Here is an 18,337-nt window from a genome sequence, read left to right on the forward strand (position 1 = left end):
GAATCAGATGACGCTGACGCGCTCCGCCGCGAACCCTTTTGCTCGCCCTGAAGGTTGGCTCGCCCGCATGATCCACCCGCTCGCCGATAAAGGCGTCGGCAAGGCTGGAACCTTCGTGCGAAAGTCCTTCGAGTTGGCGCAGATTGAGGGCACTGAGACGCTCTTTATTACCGCATGGGGGCTTTATCGCGTCTCGATAAACGGGAGACGGGTAGGCGACGACGTACTGACGCCGGGATGGACCAACTACGACGCGCGGCTGGCAGTTCAGGAATATGGCGTGGCCGAGTACCTTCAGCCGGGCACCAACACGATCGAGATCTCTCTAGGGGATGGTTGGTTTCGCTCTCCGTTGATGTGGACTGGGAACGGCCTCGCAAACATTTGGGGCGATAAGGTCGCCGCATTCGCCGAACTGAGAAACGGTTCTGGCGCAGTCTTGCTCGCCACAGATGAGAGCTGGCAGAGCGGAGAGTCCGCCGTTCGCAAGTCGGGTATCTATTTTGGTGAGACCTACGATGCGAGGGTGACGCCAACCGCCACTGGCGGTGTCGAAGTCCTCGAATTCAACACCGCTGTTCTCCTCCTGCAGGAATGCACGCCTGTTCGCGAGATGCCGGGGCTGCAACCCATACGATCATGGCAGGACGATCAGGGAAGGACCATCTACGACTTCGGTCAGAACATCGGCGGCTACATCGCTTTTGCGGGGCGAGGTGGTGCCGGCGCCAAGGTACTGTTTGAGCATGCCGAGATCCTCGACAAGGATGGCAACTTCTACAATGTCAATTACCGCAGCGCCGAGGCCGTGGTTGAGTACACCTTCGCCGGGCAGGGGACGGAAACCTATCGTCCGACCTTCACCTTTCAAGGCTTCCGATACGCTCGCGCGACCGTAACCGGCACCGTTCAGATCGAGACGATCGAAGCCGTTCCAATCACATCTGTTTCTACACCGACCGCCAGCTTCACATCCGCCAATCCCCTCGTTGACCAGCTGGTGCAGAACACGATCTGGTCGCAGCGCGGCAACTTCATCGACATCCCGACTGATTGTCCGCAGCGGGACGAGAGACTTGGTTGGACCGGTGACGCTCAGGTGTTTGCACCAACAGCATGCTATCTAGCCGATAGTCATGCGTTCCTCGCCAAGTTCGTCCGCGAGATGATGGTGGACCAGGATTCCGACGGCGCCATAGCTCACGTTTCACCCAACCCGCTACGTCTGAAAAGACCACCAGACGGCAGCACCTTCAGCGGCTCCACTGGCTGGGGCGATGCAATCAGCGTCATTCCCTGGACGCTGTTCACGCACTATGCCGACAAGAGCATCCTTGAGGAAGCCTTCCCCGCCATGACGCGGTGGAACGACTATGTCTGGAATATCAGCGGCGGACCCATTGTTCGTCCTCCGTCCGACTGGGGTGCCAAGGGTTTCACCTTCGGCGACTGGTTGCAGCCGCAGAACGACCATCTTAAGGCCGTGCCCACAATGGGCGACGACGCAGCGGCAACGATCTATCTCTACATCTCGTCAACCCAGATCGCTCGGATCGCTGAAACCCTTGGGCGGCATGAGGATGCGGCTCACTTCGCGGCACGAGCTGAAGCCGTGAAGGCAGCCTTTGCTGCAGAGTTCATTACTCCAGCGGGACGCCTTCTCTACGACGACCAGAGTTCCTATGCGCTCGCCTTCGTTCACGGCCTGATACCGAGCGAGCACGTCGAGGCAGCCAAGGGCTTCTTCAAGGCAACGATTGCTCGCGCTCGCGGCCGGATCGGCACCGGCTTTATCGGTACCCCTGCATTGCTGCCAGCACTCGTAATGATCGGCGAACCGGGCTTGGCCGCCGCTGTCTTTCTTCAGGAGGAGGTGCCGGGCTGGCTGGCGCAGGTCAAGCGTGGTGCCACGACGATTTGGGAGCGTTGGGACGGCATCAAGGCCGATGGCTCCATCTTCGAGCCCACCATGAATTCCTATAACCACTACGCCTATGGCGCGGTCTGCCAGTGGCTGTTTGAAGCCGTTGCCGGCTTCCGACCCGATCCAGACCAGCCTGGGTTCAAACGCATCGTATTTGAACCTCTGATCATCCCCAGCTTGTCACCCGTGGCAGCGCACCACGACAGCGCGGCCGGACGTGTCGACGCTCAGTGGTCGGTGGACAGCGGCGTAGTCACTTACACCTTCACTGTTCCTGATGGCAGCGAGGGGGAACTCGTCCTTCCGCTTGGAGCAACGGAAATCACCGTCGATGACCGGATACTCCCGGTGGTCGCGGAGGAGAGGGCGCGCAGCCACGTCGCGTCGGGGAAGCACACTGCTCGCTTCCAAATCTAGTGGCACGGATAGCCCAAAGGGCAAGGGAGGAACTATTGTTCAAAGCACATCCACGAAATCTATTGCTGGGCCTGTCGACGAGCCTCTTGGCCATGACCGGCATAGTTGGCCTGGCGATGGCACAAGAGACCAACATTACGTTCTTCACGGGCAACGATGAAGCAACTGTCCTGATCTCGGAGCAATTGGTCGCCGACTTCGAGGCGGCTAACCCCGACATCAATGTCGACATCGAAGTTGGGCCGGGGGGCACCGAGCGCGATAACCTCGTCAAAACGCGGCTCGCCACCGGCACGATGAACGACGTCTTCCTGTACAATTCTGGCTCGCTCTTCCAGGCCCTTAACCCGGCACAGTCCGTTGTCGACCTCACCAATGAACCTTGGCAGGCTGAGGTTCAGAGTTCATTCAAGCAGGTGGTCACGGCGGCGGACGGCACCATCCGCGGTGCGCCCATCCAGAACGCCATGGGCGGCGGCTTCTTCTATAACGTGCCGATCTATGAGGAGCTCGGCCTGAGCGTTCCCAAGACCTGGGAAGAGTTCATGGCGAACAACGCCAAGATCAAGGAAGCCGGCAAGGTCCCGGTGATCCAGACCTATACCGATACCTGGACCAGCCAGATCATCTTCCTGGCCGACTACTACAACGTTCAAGCAAAGGACCAGAGCTTTGCTGAACGCTACACCGCCGGAGAGGCAAAGTTCGCTACAGATCCTGGGGCCATCCGGTCCTTCGAGAAACTGGGGGAGCTCTCCGAAGCCGGCTACCTCAATGAAGACTACGGCGCCGCGGCACTTGCAGACGGCCTGCGTATGGTTGCAACAGGCGAGGGTGCTCACTATCCCATGCTCACCTTTGCCCTGGCGACCGTGGCGCAAAACTACCCGGAAAATGTCGACGCCGTCGGTTTCTTCTCGGTGCCGGGCGACGATGCAGCGCTGAACGGCCTCACGATCTGGCTGCCAAATGGCATCTACATTCCGCAGTCCAGCCCTAATATCGATGCGGCGAAGCGGTTCGTCGCCTTTGTGGCGAGCGTCGAAGGATGCGAGTCCCAGGTGAAGGCCGGCTCAGTGACAGGTCCGTTCCTTGTGAATGGATGCGAACTCCCGGACGACGTGCCACGCGCCGTCTCCGACATGCTGCCCTACTTCGAAGCAAACCAGACTGCTCCGGCACTCGAATTCCTGTCCCCGATCAAGGGACCTGCGCTCGAACAGATTACCGTCGAGATTGGCTCCGGCACCCGAGCCGCAGCTGATGGCGCAGCCCTCTACGACGAGGACGTCCGTAAGCAGGCGCAGCAGCTAGGCCTCCCCGGCTGGTAGCGACTGCCAGGAGCGGCAGGCGAGCGATCGCCTGCCGCTCATCTCGTTCATCGGAGGAGACAATGTCATGTCGGTCATAGCCGAGAATGGCGTAGGGGTCGTTGCCAAGCCGCACACGGCTACGCGCCAGAGCGCTCGTTACCCTGGCTGGTTCATTCTGCCCGCCGCCATCATCTACACGGTGCTGTTTCTGCTGCCGACGCTTTCGTCGCTCTATTTCAGCCTCACGCGTTGGACCCTGTTCGACTCGACGTTCATCGGCCTCGACAACTTCATGCAGTTCTTCCGCGAGCCATTCCTGGTTCGCGGTCTCATCAACACAGTCATCTATGCGGTGATCACATCCGGCATGAAGGTCGTGCTGGGCATGCTGTTCGCACTACTGCTCACCAGCAACATTGTGGCTCGGGGATACCTGCGCTCTGTCGTCTTCTTTCCGGTTCTGGTTTCCACCGTTGGCGTGGGGATCACCTTCACCGTCCTCATGCATCCCACTCAAGGACTGATCAACGAGACCTTGGCCCTCTTCGGCATCAAGGGCCCGGGCTGGCTTACCAATCCTTCGCTGGCGCTGTTCTCCGTCGCCCTTGTCGACGTGTGGAAGGGTGTGGGTCTGGCCACCGTCATCTACATCGCCGGCTTGGTCGCGATCCCGAAGGATTACTATGAAGCGGCTCGTATCGACGGGGCAACGCCGTGGCAGAATTTCTGGTACGTAACGCTGCCGCTAAGCCGCCCGGCGACCGCGACAGTGATCATCCTCTCGTTTATCGGCGGACTGCGCACGTTTGACCTGATTTGGGCAATGACTAAGGGCGGCCCAGGCTTTGCCTCCGATACCGTGGCCTCAGTCATCTACAAGCAATACCAAGCCGGCTTTTATGGTCTGTCGACGGCCGGCAACGTCGTGCTGTTCGTCCTAATTGGTCTGCTTGTCGTGCCGCTGACCATGTTCCTCAACCGCAAGCAGGGACACGAATGAAAAAGTACCTTTCCCTCATCAGCGGAACAGCAGCAATTGTCGTCAGCTTCTTCGTTTTCGTGATCCCCTTCCTGTTCATCATCCTGATGGCGTTCAAGGACCGGCGTCAGTCGGCCCTGCGGGACTTCTCTTGGCCTGAGGGTAATCTGCTGTGGCAGAACCTGGTTGAGGTGGTCAGCACCCGCAACTGGATGATGGTAACAGCCTTCATCAACTCGACGATCCTCACTGTGGTCAGCGTAACGCTGCTGGTGATCCTGGCTGCCATGGTGGGCTTTGTGCTGGCCCGGCGCCAGGCGCGCTGGAATGGAGTGGTGGAGTTCTTGATCTTGGCGGGGCTGATGATCCCGCCTGCCGTGGTGCCCACCATTTGGTTGCTGCAGGGTCTGAAACTCTTCGGCACGCTACACGGAATGATCCTGATCGAAGTGGCTTACAATCTGCCCTTCTCGATCATTCTTTACCGGGCTTTTATCGCCACCATTCCACGCGAACTGGATGAGGCAGCTGTTATCGACGGGGCTCGTCCACTCGACGTGTTCTTCCGTGTGATCCTGCCGCTGCTTTGGCCAGTCACTGTGACGAACATCGTGGTGCAGTCAGTGGGCATCTTCAACGATTTCACGAACCCGCTCTACTACCTGCCAGGCGCAGGCAATGCGACGGTCCAACTGACGCTGTATAACTTTCAGTCGCAGTTCAACACGTCGTTCAACCTCCTCTTCACCAACATCCTGCTGATCACGGTTCCGCCGCTGCTGGTCTTCCTCTTCTTCAACCGGCAGATCGTGGCGGGCATGACTGCTGGCGCCGTCAAAGGGTAATCACCATGGCCGGACTAGAACTTACGCAGCTCCACAAGAGCTATGGGAACGTAGAGGTCATCAGGGGAATCGACCTATTCATCAAGGACGGCGAGTTCGTTGTTTTTGTCGGGCCATCCGGGTGCGGAAAGTCCACGCTACTTCGCATGATTGCAGGCCTGGAGGACATCTCTGGAGGTGAGCTGCGGATTGGCAGCAAGGTAGTGAACGCGGTTGAACCTCGAGACCGCGGCATCGCAATGGTTTTCCAGAACTACGCGCTTTATCCGCACATGACCGTCTATGACAACGTCGGTTTCGGTCTGAAGCTTGCGAAGACGCCGCAAGCCGAGCGAGACCAGCGCATACGGGACGCCGCTCGCATTCTGCAGATGGAGCATCTCCTCGAAAGAAAGCCGGCCCAGCTCTCAGGTGGGCAACGTCAGCGTGTGGCGATCGGTCGAGCGATCGTTCGACAGCCTGAGGTGTTCCTGTTCGACGAACCGTTGAGCAACCTCGATGCAGCCCTTCGTGTCGATATGCGCATGGAGTTGGCAAAGCTCCACCACGATCTCAAGTCGACCATGATCTATGTCACGCACGACCAGGTCGAGGCGATGACCTTGGCTGACAAGATTGTGGTCTTGGACGCAGGTGTGGTGCAGCAGGTCGGCTCACCGATCGAACTCTATCAGCGGCCGGCGAACCTCTTCGTGGCCGGCTTCATCGGCTCGCCCAAGATGAACTTGATGGCTGTCCATGTAGAAGCAGTAGGTCCTGACTGGGTACGCGTTTCCAGCAAGGATCTCAGCCCGACCGATGTTGCGGCAGAGACCGCGGGCCTCCGCCAGGGTGATCAGGTGACCCTCGGCATACGGCCGCAGGTACTGCACGCGGGCGATAGTGGCACTCTGGTCGGCCGCATCGAACTCGTGGAGCGACTGGGCAGCGAGACAAATGTTAGCGTAGCCCTGCCAAGCGGCGCCTCGTTGATGGCCGTTCTGAACGGCGACCGCGAACTTCGGTCTGGCGACGGCATCGTCTTCAGCTTCGAACTATCTAGTGCCGTGATCTTCGACAGTACCGGCTTGGCGCGTCATCCGGTGCCAACCGCCTAAGGCACGCTAATCCCCAAGCATCATTATCGGCAGCCGGAGGATATGCCATGACGAACTTAGAAATCTCCCGACGCAGCGTCATTGTTTCCGCTGCCGCCATCTTGGGATCTGTCGCACTTGGAGGAGGCGCTGTTATTCGAGCTCAAGAGCCGTCTCTTGAGGCTGAGACCAAATACGGGCCCGTCCGCGGCAAACACGAGGATGACATTCTGAAATTCCTCGGTGTTCCCTATGCCGCTCCGCCACTTGGAGAGCTGAGGTTCAAGGCCCCGCAATCTCCACAGCCTTGGACAGAGGTTCGGGACGCCACGGAGTTCGCCAGTCCCTCTTTTCAGGTCCCTGGCGGTGAAATGGGACCGGAAGGGAACGGTCGCATGCCTGCGCCCTCTGAAGACTGCCTCTACCTCAATGTTTGGACGCCGGCCGCCGACGGCAAGCGGCGCCCGGTGATGTTCTACAATCACGGCGGCGGCTTCATGATCGGGTCCGGCGCCGCGACCGGGCAGGACGGCAGCAACCTGGCCCGCCTCTACGATGTGGTGGTGGTACAGTCCAATCACCGGTTGGGGCTGCTCGGGTACCTTTTCCTCGGCGACCTTGCCGAAGGCGACTATGCGGCCAACCAGGGCATGTTGGACATTCAGGCGGCCCTTGGTTGGGTTAGGGAAAATATCGCGAACTTTGGCGGAGATCCTGACAACGTCATGGTGTGGGGGGAGAGCGGCGGCGGATCCAAGACCGCCTGCATCTACACCATGCCTAGCGCGGCGTCCTTGTTCCACAAGGCTTCGGTGGAGAGCGCGCCGCTCCGGCTGCCAACCCGCGAGCAGGCCACTGCTCGAGCACGCAAAACACTGGAACTGCTCGGCCTTACCGAGGCAGATATTTCTAAGCTACGAGAGCTTCCCGCCGAAGTCTTGTTGGAAGCGCAGAAGGCGGATGTTCCGAACGGTTTGGCTCCATGGGGCGAACCACCGGAACTACCTGGGTTCGGAGCCTTCGTTGACGGGGAAGTTATTCCTCAGCATCCGTTCGCCGATGGCGTCGCCTCCTTCTCCAAAGACAAGCCGCTGATGTGTGGGACCACTCGGGACGAGACCGTATTCTTCAGCACCTTTGGGCCCAAGGATATCTTTGCGCTCAACGATGCCGGCCTCAGAGATCAGCTGGCCGAAACCTACCAAGGCGATGCTCTCGACGGGGTCATCGATGCGTTCAGAGCGTCCCGTCCTGACGCGGGCCCTTCGCAGCTCTACTTTGCGATCACAACCTCAGCGATTTGGAAGGACGCGGTAAAACTTGCAGAAGCCAAGGTGGTGCAGGGTGGTGCGCCGGTCTTTATGTACCATCTGGCCTATCAGAGCCCCGTTACTGTCCCTAACACTGACTATCCGATTGGCTCGCCCCACGCGGCGGACATCAACATCAAGTTCGCCAACACCGACAAGAACCTCGACAACTACATGTACTCCGATCAGTCGCCGGAGCGATTGGCAACGTCGGAACACATGAGCGCGCTTTGGGCCGGCTTCGCCCGCACCGGCGTTCCGCATGCAGATGGGCTGGTGGAATGGCCCGCGTACGATCTCGAAGATCGGCCCACTATGTGGATCGATGCCAAGTGCAAGATTGTGCATGATCTCGATCGTGCGGAGCGCCTATTCTGGGAAACGCAGCAGACCAACTGAACTGCAACAACTGCTGAGGTATCGGGTGACCGACCCCCCTTGCGCCACGCTGCTTCTTGCACTTTGGAGACTAGAAGCAGACTAGCCGCTTTCCACCCCCTTAATGCCATTATGAACGGCGGCCTTGAAGGGCAGGGTAGGGGCCGGAAGCGGTCCGTCCGCTCTTGGAGCTCGGAAGGGCGATTGCTGCCGTTTAAGCAGCAGATCGGTCGATGGCAACTCACGACCCCATCTCAGACCTAGGGGCGATCTTAACTATCCCAAAAGAGGGCATGCTACCGGACGAACTTGCCTAAACGTCGGATAAGTAAGAGTGTCAAAGTCCTCGCTGACGTCCTCTAGCGAGTATCAATTCGAAATTGGATATCGCTCGGTTCCGTTGCGTCTCCAGTGATCGGGGTTTTCCCGAGCCCATGCGAATCGCACCGCAATCGTCACAATTGCTACTTGTTAATCTCAATTAGCCATAGTCACAGTCGAACGCGCCCTGTGCGTTGTCTATCCACAGATTATCTGTCCAAATCTTGTTTGTTATAATAGCTTCTGGCCTGCGCCACTGCCACTCCGGGATCAATCCAACAGATAGCACTATTTCCCAGCTTAGATAGATTTGTACGCCGAACCAAAACACGTTGGCATCATGGACCCACCGTCTAGAACTAGGCGACAGAATTTAGGGCCACACCAAAATGTCGCTTCGACGGCGAACCGTGCGGCTAGGATCGTCTCGTTGACGACGCTGGCTGCCGGAAGGCAAGAGTTCACACACCGCTTGAACGGTGATCAACCGGAAAGGCTTACGAGAAGTCTCTGTAGCAGGAGAGGGCTGAGTTGGCATATCGGAAGGATGCCGTCCATCTCGCCGCCATGAGAGCGAAGCTAAGGGCAAACGACGCAATGCCGTTGCGAAACTTCCCGGCGCCGAAACTGAGGGCTTAGATGCACGTACATGTCGTCAACAGTGCCAATATTCATCTATACGCCAATGAGATGGATCAGTTCTTTCGTATCCGGCACAGCATTTACGCCGTGGACCTGAAGTGGGTGCCCGAGTCACCAAGCGGACGAGAGCGGGACAGGTTTGATACTGAGAAAGCGGTGTATTTGCTCGGTGTGGTCGACGGGAGGGTCATAACCGGGTCCCGGTTCATACCCACGCACCTGCCCCATATGTTGAGCGAGGTCTTTCCGCACCTCTGCACCCGAAACGGCGGGGTCATCGCTAGCCCACATGTCGCGGAATGGACGCGGGGGTTCGTCGTACCCGAGTATCGTGAAGGCCTTGGCGTCCGTCTGAAGGCCCGTTTCTGTCACGCCGTGATGGAGTACTTCCTGGACGAAGGCGTAGTGAAGATAGGCGGCATCCAGGACATCTCCTGGCTCTCACTGTGGAAGCGGTTCGGCTGGAAGGTGTCCATCCACGGCGATGCCGAAGACTTTAACGGGCGCGATTGGGTGCCGGCCTATTTCGACGTAACCGAGGACGCCGCCGCGGGCGCTGCGCGTTGGGGCAAGCTGGAGCGATCTATTCTCGTCAGGAAGGGGAGCCCGGGACCGTTCGTTTCCGACGTCAACTCAGTGCCGTCAAGCAGGATAGATGCGTCCGACGACCCCGAAGCGTAGTTCGATACACATCGCGGATTTAACTGCCTAGCCGATTAGGCCCCTTGCAAATGCAAGAGCGACTGCCTGCGTCGAGGACTTGCATTGCAGCTTGCCCGTGGCTCTCTGGATGAGATAGCGGGCCCGGCTCTCGGATATCATCAACTCCGCGGCAACCTGCTTTGGCGTTAGGCCGTGCAGCAGTATCTGCAAACACTCCGTCTCCGCGTGGGTGAGGTCCGCAACCACGTTGCCGTCCAGTTCCACGACCTTGCGATGCACGCAGGCGGCCAATTCCGCCACCATCTTCACATCTTCCCACCCGACCCGTTCCCATTCGGCGGCGGAATGGTTGGATGTCGCGGAAAAGACGGCCCGATGACTGCCCTCCTGAATCGGTATTACGACGCCGCGGACGCCCACGCCATGCCGATCAGCATCGGAGAAAAATGACCTCTGCGCGACGGTTGCTGCTTGGTCGGCGGACCATTCGAAGGGCGCGATGGCGCGTCGGCTCAGGTGCACCACTGGATCGAGCTCAAAATAATGTTCATTCACATACCGAGAAATCCACTCGGGTGAATAGGTGAGCATCTGCAAAGATTTCTCGGATATTGACGGTCCGAGAGGAAGCGAGTGGTAGATCAGATGCTCGAAGGGAAGTTCCTGGCGGATACTTGCCAGGGTCTCTGCCAATTGCTCGATACTTGCGACCCGGGTGAACGACTGTGCCAGCTCCGGGTAACGACCGCTTGCTCCTGTCACGCTCGACTCCGTTCTTTACAACCTTGGATGACAGAAGGGAAAAGACTCTTTGCCTGGCTACTATCTGTGCGGGTTCGAATTTGCATTCAAATAGAAGTTGGACTGAGGCTCCAGGGAAAAATCAGCATTGAAACAGAGAAACCGCGCAGCAAACGCGGGTCCATCAAAAAGGTTCCACCAGTTAGAGGTTGTGTTTCGCAAGTTTGACGAGCGGTGCAGCGCCGGGCCTACTTATGGAGTAGCCAACAAGTAGGCTGCTTTACTCCGGTGATTGCCGGAATTCTGTACACCAACAACAGGAGACCAGAATGATCAAGAAGACTAAGATCGAGCAAAAGCAGACCACCAAGGATTACCGTACCTGCTTCTGCGGCAGCACGCTTACCTAACCGCCTCGCCCTCTTGGTCGCGCGGCCAAGAGGGCGATTTACAGACCAGGGGAAGAGGCGAGCATGTTTGAGATCGGTTTTACCTACAGGCACGAGTACTACGATTCCATCGTCGCTCACGCGGATCAGATTGATTATCTTGAGATCATCCCCGACGGATTGGATCTGGGCGATGGCTCCGCCAATTCGGCACGTATAAAGGACCTCCGGCGGCGGCTGCCCTTCTCCGCACACAGCATCGAACTTTCAGTCGCCTCCTGGAACGATGAGGAGTTTCTCGTCCGGCTGGAAGCGATAGTGGCGTTTTTGATCGAGCTAGAGGTCACTCACTACAGCGATCACCTGGCCTACACGCGCGCCGGAGCCTATAATTGCGATGCCTACATACCGCCGCTCTTCGGAATAGAGCCGGTAGACAACGTGGCTTCGCGTTGCGCTGCGATAATCCGGCGGTTGTCCGAAATCGGAGCTGCCTTCTCTCTAGAGAACGTCGCCAATACGGCGATGGCGGATCCTTTGGCGATCGGACTCGAAGGCGCTTTCATGCGTGAACTGTCAGATCGGACGGGCATCGGTTATATCCTCAACATTGACAGCCTGCTGATCTCCGCCAGCGCCCTTGGGATCCCGCCGCAGCAACTGCTTGCGACATACCCGGTGAACCGGATCGAAACCGTCACGATCGTTCCTGCAGACGCCATGAACGTCGTGATGAACCAGCAGTACGGCATCCTGGTTGAACGCGAGGCGCTCAATGTGTTTGAGGAGGCTTTGAACCTTATCAATCCGAGCCGCGTCGTCATACAGGTACGCTACCCGCACAACACTCTCGACACCCAGTTGCCCTACATCGATCGTCTGAAATCGATCCGGGCCAAGCTGGAATCAGGATTGGCAAATGGCTCCCCTCTAAACCAGGAGAAGTTCCATGCAGCAGAATAGTCAGGACACAGCGCTTGCCCAACAGCTGCTGGCAAGACTCATCATCGACCCAACTTTCCGGGAGCAAGTCAAAAGAGGGCAGCGGTCCGTTGAAACCGATTTCGGATCTTCGAAAGCCGTCGAGGCCGTAGCCCAACGAGTTTCTTTCGATCAGCTCGACAGGTTCAATGACATTGTGCGCGGCACGCGTTTTGTCGTGTTGACGCAACGATACGCGCCGCTGGCCGACCGTCTGGGAGCCGCCAAACTCGAAGAGGTCGTGACGGAATTCCTGCGCACGGTCATGATCCCGGACGGTAGGGGCGACATGGACCTCAAGCTGTTTGACGCTTTCTGTCGTGAAAAGTTTCCCCGCAGCATGTTTGCAAACCTGATCGGTCTGCACACCGCTCGATATCTATCCGCCCAAGGTGGACAGTCCTTTATGTCAGCAGACCTGACCTTGGGACACCGCGTCGTTCCGCTAGCACTTGATCTTCCCATGGAACGCCTGGACCAGCAGTTCGCGGACTGGTCGGCGCCAGCGGATGGCGAGCCCTCGTATTACGTTCTGATGCCACACGGCGACGGGATCGCGGTTCATGAGATTGATCAAGAGAGCTACGATCTTCTCAAGTCCATCGAGCGACTGACGGGCCTTAAGGACACGTTGGGTCTAAAAACCCTACTCGACGATAATCGCGAGCTTCTCGAGCAGGCCGCCGAGGAAGGAATCGTCAGGCTATGACGGCAGCGACCGATATCGGCGAGCGACGCGGCCTGCTCACCATCGTAACCTTGGCGTCCGTCTCGTCTCAACTTGTAGCGGGATTGATCTGGTCAGGGCTGCCGCACTACGCAGCAGTCGTCACCGGACAATATGCTCTCTACGGGCTCCTGTTCGTGATCAGCTCGGTGGCTGGTGTCATTGCGCCAATGGTCGGGGGGTACATCCCAACTAGGATTTCGAGCGTTTCCATCGCCATATGCGCCTCGCTGATTACTGCATCGTCATACATGGTCGTTGCTAACCTGGACTTTACTGGCGGAACCTTAGCTATAGCGATCGTTCTGCTGGTGGGCTCGTTAGCAGGCGCGCTTTCGGCGCCGGCCTTCGGAGATCTCCTCGGACGAATACAAAAGCAGGCGTATGACGGCGATCTCGAGGCCGGCAGTGGCCACTATCAGACTTTCGTCATGATGGCGAAGATGCTCGGCTTCGCGTTGGGCCCGATAGCGTTCGGTTACTTGGGCATTACGCTGCTGTACATAATCGCCTTCGGTTTCGTAGTGGAAGCGGCCCTTCTGTATTCCATGCGATACTACGATAAGCCAGAGGCTGAGCCCTCTCGGGGCACCGGTGCATTCCTTTCCTGGCCGCTCCTGCGTCGAACCCGCGTGGAACTCGCGGTCGCGTTTTTGAACGGCGTCATGTCGTTTCCGCTGATTTCGCTGGCGCTGATCGTGCTGGGCGCCAGACTGGATGCCGACACGGTGACGGTGAGTGCCTTTTGGCTCGCGACTGGCGCCACTTCGGTGGCGATCAACGCGCTCGTCGCTAGGGGTGCGATCCGCAAAGCCGGGCGAAGGCTATCATTAGTCGTCGCCACATTGATGGTGTTCGCCGCGATTTGCGCTGTTGCCTTCGCGCCGAATGCGATCTTCCTGATCATCGGCTTCTGCATGTTTACCATCGGAAATCCGATAATCGGAGCGGTTTCCAGAAACTTCTTTTTCCATGCGGCTCCGGACTCAGAGCGCCGCGTCTTCTTCGGTGTCGTGCAAACGGTCATGGCTCTCGGCGTATCGGCCGGGGTGGCTGGCATCACCCTGATCGACCAGGGATTGAAGTCATCGGGATCGATCCCGATGCTCGTCGCCTTTGCGGCGCTGCTGCTGATGCGCATCGTCCTGATGTCGCGCGCCGTACGTCGTTTCGAAACGACGGAATCCATCGCGAAAGGATGAACCATGACAACTGGTATTGGCATTGCCGAACGTTTCGAATTCGACTCATTTAGGGGTGAAATTGTCGGCATTACGGACTGTGTCGAGCTCATGACCAACGGTCATGCTACCGATGACCTGGATTGGATGGATGCCTTACATCAATCATACCACGGGAAGCGGATCCATCTGCATTCGACCGCACTTTCGGTTGCGTCAGCTGAGCTGAACACGGATGAGGTCGACCACATTGCACGGCTCTGCCATCGTTACGGACCTGACACCGTGTCGGATCATCTTTCCTTTCGAACGGCAGGCGATCTGCATCTGGAAAATTTTATTCCGCCACTTCTCGATGCCGGCTCGCGTGAACTGGTCCGCCGAAACGTCGAGGCAGTACAGCAGGCGTGCGGCATGCGGCTCGATCTTGAGAATGTCACGCACCTGATCGGCGACCGTGAGCTGCTGCTGAGGGAGCGGGACTTCCTCATGGAGCTGTGCGAGAGTTCCAGTTGCGGCATGGTATTCGACGTGAACAACCTTTTCATTGACTGCCACAACTACCAGTTCGATGCGCAGGACTACCTCGATGGCCTCGATCTTGGTAGGATTGCGACGTTCCATGTGGCTGGATTCGCCTTGGATCGAGACGGACAATATGTCGACACTCACATGGAACGCATCAGCGATGGCGTCCTGAGCCTTTTGGGCTCCGTCGTAACCAAACTTCCCGTTCAGGCGGATGTGCTGCTGGAACGGGATAATGGCTCCGCGACGCGGACCGAGATTCTTTCTGAGCTGGCGAGGATTCGGACTGCCGTGGACCTTGCCGATGGCGACGAACCAGCGGCATGCTGTGGCGCTTGCGGCAGTAAGGAATGTGCGAACCAAGTCGCTCGGCCAGATGCCGCGGAACATAGGCGGCTGGTGGACTTGCCGTTGTAGTCGCGTGCGCGAAATCCAACGGAAGCGGCAGCACTTCTGTCGAAGTTCGCCTGTCATCTCCCACCCGAGACCTGCCATGCTTCCGGGCATGTCGGGTTCTCCCACCTGAGCGATACATTCCGACGTGTTGCAAACGCATGCAAGCTGCCGCATGTTCTTCGCTGGCTGCAAGCGGTCGAGCGGCTCAACAATGCCGAGGGACCGGCAAAAGTTTTCGCCGCTAAAACGGTTGCCGGGTGTGCGGCTCATATCGTCGCTGCGCACCGCACCGGTAAGCACTGGATCCCGCTGATCGAGCATGTTGCCGATGCCGTGCCGGCAATTGGGGCAGCGCTCAATCCCGACCTGCGCCCGAATGACGAGGATCAAGGCTTCGCCCGGCAAGCTCCACCCGTTCCACGCGTATCGTCGCCAGATGATCGCGGCCCTGCACCCTTGGCTCGCGTTGGCTCCTAGCCAAGGCATCTGGGGGCATCTCGCCGCATGAGCGCTTGCCCTGAGCTTCTTGCGTTACCCCCACTCAGCAAGAGTTCTGTTTCTGGCTCATCCGAGAGCCAGAAGCAGATCGTGACGGTTACTCCACTCGACCAAGGTCTCTGGGTAACCGCCCCGATGCGGCCGGCAAGCCGGCCTTCGCTATGACGGAAGGGATCGAGATTCCTTATGCCGTTTCGGCAGCCACAGTTCAAAAGACAAGAACATCCGAGCCAGAGGTTGACGCCGAAGAGGTCCGCCAACACTCACCAACCCTAGCTTCCATCGAAGCTGGGGCAAGCGCCGCAGGCGCCAGCGGACTAATCCGGGGTCAAGTCTGCCTCCGAGCCCCATCCTCAAAATGTGCGCGACAGCGCAAGCGAGTGCCACATCACTTTTCTGGTCCAGCACTAGCGGACCAGAACAAACCAAGCGGCATTTTGAGGAAGGGAGAGGCAGACGACCTGTGGCGAAGCTCTAGTAACTGATTGTAGTACTATACGTCACATTAGGGGCCGCTAGTGGACAGTCGGCTTTCGGTCAGCTCTAGCGCGGAAGGGAACATACCAACTACGATGGCTAGGGCCGCTACTATGTTGGGGAGTAAGTCGCCGCCGCCAGAGCCTTTAGTCTTCGGTCTCTGACGAGCTTTCAGCTGACACCGGCTTCCGGAACTTCGCCGGAAAAACTTCTACTCGGTTATCGACGACCAAGTCTATGTGCCCAACCTCGGCCCACCGATCGTCTGCCTTGAGCTCTGCCCGTGTGAAAGCAAAAGGATCGGGATGAGACGGGTCGGTGCGGACATACAAATGGACATGGTTGGTGAGGTCATCACCAATATCATCGATCTCAATGATGTTCCGTAAGGGTATAACGCCTTTCACTGTCACCCATGCCTGATTTTGCTTTGGGAGCTGGGACCAAAGTTCCCAAAGCTCGGTTCGATTGGGATCACCTCTCTCAATTCCCCGCCACGGGTCGTCGTGCTGAAAATTCTGATTATCATCGAACGCATTGGCGCAGTCCCAATGGATTTTATCGTCAGCTATGTAGGCAAAGTATTTTTTGCTCAAGCACTCAAGACCACGGAATGTCATTTCCGGCCAATGATAGACCCACCAACGAAAATCATCTCGCCCCTCGCTATATGGATAACTATCGTCAGCAATATCTCTTATCAGTACCTCATACTTGTTTTCGAAAGCGCGCTTCATCTTTCGCTTAATTGTGGTTTGAGCTCTCAGACTCGCTTGATCCGAGCGCTGCCTGATAACTAGGGACAGGCCGAAATAGGCAAAGAGTAGATGATCGTTCTTTGGCTGAAAGAGCATATCTTCCAGGGCGGCCTTACCCCACAGATGGCACTCGCGGATCGCATGCTCCGCGCACCACTCACGAAAGGCATCGTGAGATTTTTTCGAGAAGTCAGTCGGCGCCGCAAGCACTATCCCATACAGACGCCCACGTTCTTCCAGGGCAATCTCGTTGAGATACTCTATGACTTTTGATGGGCCGATCGCCCGCTCTCGCTTGCATTGGATAAGCCAGATGCGATCTGTTCCAGGACGATCTATTTCATCGAGCTCCGGTTCAATATCACCCGTTGCCGGTATGATTTCCCACCCCCGAGCGTCAAAACCATCGTCGGCGCCACCGCGACCTGTCGGCTCCAGCTGCTGCCAATTTCTGAAGTCATAAAGAAGCTGTCGGACCAGATCCTCGAAACGCTTCGGCTCCAGCGCGTCAAACTGGAGTGGATTGACCGTCCTGGTATAATTTACCTTAGACACCCGTCCCCACTCCATCGGGGATATCGAACACCATCACAGTGACGATCGTTTCACGGTTCTGATCATTGGGTTGGCCAAACACGTACCGAAACTGCGTCTCGCCCTCGACTTTTGGGCCGGTCTTGCAGAGCGCATGCCCCTCGGTGAGCGTTTTGATCTTTTCGAGGACGCTGGTCATGTCCTTATTGCGATTGAAGATAATCAAGGCGGTCTTGGTATCGCGCCAGGACAAGTAGCCGAGCAACTGATCGATGGTGTCGGTGTAGCCTTTGTCGCCGCGCCAAAACTTGCACTCAGCAATGAAGATATTCCGGCCCTCATGCCGCACAAGAATATCGGTCTTCCCTTCGGCATTGAAAGTCTCTCCAGTCGCTTTTCCTTCGTAGTGGCCGTTGAGCTGAACGAGGAAATGTTGGCGGATGTCTTCTTCAGCCATGCTCGCGAATGACGACGGGCTCCGCTCCATGACGAGTGTCATGTCCTGGATGATTTTCAGGATGTGCTGGTAATCTTCCTCGGGAAGGACAGGCTCAGGCGAGAATCCTTTAGCAGTGACAACCGGCAACCTCGGCTCAATTTTGCGCCGCACAATTGGCGCCGCATATGTTTTCGGCGCCCCCGGTCGTTCCTTGAGCTTAAACTTCAGTCCCGAAACCAAATTTTGGTTGGCAAGTAGCTTTGTCCTTCTCGCCTCGATCTGCTCCCTGGCGCTGCTCTTCAGGCGGGAATTGAATTCATCGAAGTCAGAGCGAAGTCGTCCTAAATTCTCTTCGATGCTGGCAATCGTCTGATCGAAAAAGGCCTGAACCTGTGCTCCGTTGAGATCTGTCCCGCTTTGCCGCAGCGCAATGTGCGTCCTGCTCACAGAAGCACGCGGCGGGTTCATGTTCCAGGTCGAAGCCTTAATATGGAACAGTATCTCGTCTCCCTCATAGGGGACTTCTAAGGTGACCATAGCTCCTGGAACGGCGACCGGCCGCTCATTCCTCCAGTGCTGCACCATCACCTGAGCCTCGTTCTGAGAGACCTCCGCATGGTCCAAGTCCAGCACGGGCACATTGATGATAAATTTGTCGTAGATAAACGTGATCAGGTCTTCGATGGAGCTACCAAGGATCTGACTTTCCGACATCGCGGCAATGGCGGCCTTAACCGCCTGCTCCTGAACCCGCTTGGCACCAAAGCTATCGCCTTTGGAATAGAACAGTAGTTCGTCGTTGCCGTATCGTGCCATCATA

At 57.5% G+C, this 18,337-nt stretch carries 14 protein-coding genes; 11 read left to right on the top strand and 3 right to left on the bottom strand.

The genetic code is table 11. The annotated features are described in order from the left end of the window. Positions 1-7 precede the first annotated feature (7 nt). The 7 genes from VIL88_RS03485 to VIL88_RS03515 all read left to right on the top strand — a co-directional run bounded on the left by VIL88_RS03485 (position 8) and on the right by VIL88_RS03515 (position 9,886). Positions 8-2,341, top strand: coding sequence for a family 78 glycoside hydrolase catalytic domain (locus VIL88_RS03485; RefSeq protein ID WP_331986257.1), 2,334 nt, complete (start codon positions 8-10; stop codon positions 2,339-2,341). A 92-nt stretch (positions 2,342-2,433) separates the two neighbouring features. Beyond that, entirely contained in the window at positions 2,434-3,672 is a 1,239-nt protein-coding gene (locus VIL88_RS03490; protein WP_331986006.1) for an ABC transporter substrate-binding protein, read from the top strand. A 67-nt stretch (positions 3,673-3,739) separates the two neighbouring features. Then, positions 3,740-4,654 (top strand): sugar ABC transporter permease, encoded by a 915-nt coding sequence (locus tag VIL88_RS03495; protein WP_331986008.1) that lies wholly within the window; start codon positions 3,740-3,742, stop codon positions 4,652-4,654. Beyond that, positions 4,651-5,478 (top strand): carbohydrate ABC transporter permease, encoded by an 828-nt coding sequence (locus VIL88_RS03500; RefSeq protein WP_331986010.1) that lies wholly within the window; start codon positions 4,651-4,653, stop codon positions 5,476-5,478. The genes VIL88_RS03495 and VIL88_RS03500 overlap by 4 nt, the downstream gene beginning before the upstream one ends. Before the next feature lie 5 nt (positions 5,479-5,483). Continuing rightward, a complete protein-coding gene (locus VIL88_RS03505; RefSeq protein WP_331986012.1) occupies positions 5,484-6,575 on the top strand; it encodes a sn-glycerol-3-phosphate ABC transporter ATP-binding protein UgpC in 1,092 nt (363 codons plus the stop codon). A gap of 47 nt (positions 6,576-6,622) precedes the next feature. Further along, positions 6,623-8,263 (top strand): carboxylesterase/lipase family protein, encoded by a 1,641-nt coding sequence (locus tag VIL88_RS03510; RefSeq protein ID WP_331986014.1) that lies wholly within the window; start codon positions 6,623-6,625, stop codon positions 8,261-8,263. A gap of 939 nt (positions 8,264-9,202) precedes the next feature. Then, on the top strand, positions 9,203-9,886 hold the full coding sequence (locus tag VIL88_RS03515) for an acyl-homoserine-lactone synthase (protein WP_331986016.1): 684 nt from the start codon (positions 9,203-9,205) through the stop codon (positions 9,884-9,886). A gap of 27 nt (positions 9,887-9,913) precedes the next feature. On the opposite strand, the gene VIL88_RS03520 is transcribed toward VIL88_RS03515, so the two are convergent. Beyond that, positions 9,914-10,630: a helix-turn-helix transcriptional regulator gene (locus tag VIL88_RS03520; protein WP_331986018.1), complete on the bottom strand. Its 717-nt coding sequence runs from the start codon at positions 10,628-10,630 to the stop codon at positions 9,914-9,916. A 452-nt stretch (positions 10,631-11,082) separates the two neighbouring features. Between VIL88_RS03520 and VIL88_RS03525 the strand changes: the two genes are divergently transcribed. The 4 genes from VIL88_RS03525 to VIL88_RS18085 all read left to right on the top strand — a co-directional run bounded on the left by VIL88_RS03525 (position 11,083) and on the right by VIL88_RS18085 (position 14,832). Beyond that, on the top strand, positions 11,083-11,961 hold the full coding sequence (locus VIL88_RS03525; protein WP_331986020.1) for a DUF692 family multinuclear iron-containing protein: 879 nt from the start codon (positions 11,083-11,085) through the stop codon (positions 11,959-11,961). Beyond that, positions 11,948-12,688: a hypothetical protein gene (locus VIL88_RS03530; protein WP_331986022.1), complete on the top strand. Its 741-nt coding sequence runs from the start codon at positions 11,948-11,950 to the stop codon at positions 12,686-12,688. The genes VIL88_RS03525 and VIL88_RS03530 overlap by 14 nt, the downstream gene beginning before the upstream one ends. Continuing rightward, on the top strand, positions 12,685-13,908 hold the full coding sequence (locus VIL88_RS03535; protein WP_331986024.1) for an MFS transporter: 1,224 nt from the start codon (positions 12,685-12,687) through the stop codon (positions 13,906-13,908). The genes VIL88_RS03530 and VIL88_RS03535 overlap by 4 nt, the downstream gene beginning before the upstream one ends. A 126-nt stretch (positions 13,909-14,034) precedes the next feature. After that, positions 14,035-14,832 carry a DUF692 domain-containing protein gene (locus tag VIL88_RS18085; protein ID WP_414650107.1) on the top strand — a complete coding sequence of 266 codons (798 nt, stop codon included), beginning with the start codon at positions 14,035-14,037 and terminating at the stop codon, positions 14,830-14,832. A 1,100-nt stretch (positions 14,833-15,932) separates the two neighbouring features. Here VIL88_RS18085 and VIL88_RS03545 read toward each other — a convergent pair. Together VIL88_RS03545 and VIL88_RS03550 are read right to left on the bottom strand one after the other, a co-directional pair. Next, positions 15,933-17,099, bottom strand: coding sequence for a hypothetical protein (locus tag VIL88_RS03545; protein ID WP_331986028.1), 1,167 nt, complete (start codon positions 17,097-17,099; stop codon positions 15,933-15,935). Then, positions 17,092-18,336 carry a hypothetical protein gene (locus VIL88_RS03550; RefSeq protein ID WP_331986030.1) on the bottom strand — a complete coding sequence of 415 codons (1,245 nt, stop codon included), beginning with the start codon at positions 18,334-18,336 and terminating at the stop codon, positions 17,092-17,094. Before VIL88_RS03550 ends, VIL88_RS03545 begins: the two co-directional genes overlap by 8 nt. Position 18,337: the final 1 nt, after the last annotated feature.

It is taken from the genome of Devosia sp. (assembly GCF_036563435.1).
In the GTDB taxonomy this organism is placed as follows: domain Bacteria; phylum Pseudomonadota; class Alphaproteobacteria; order Rhizobiales; family Devosiaceae; genus Devosia.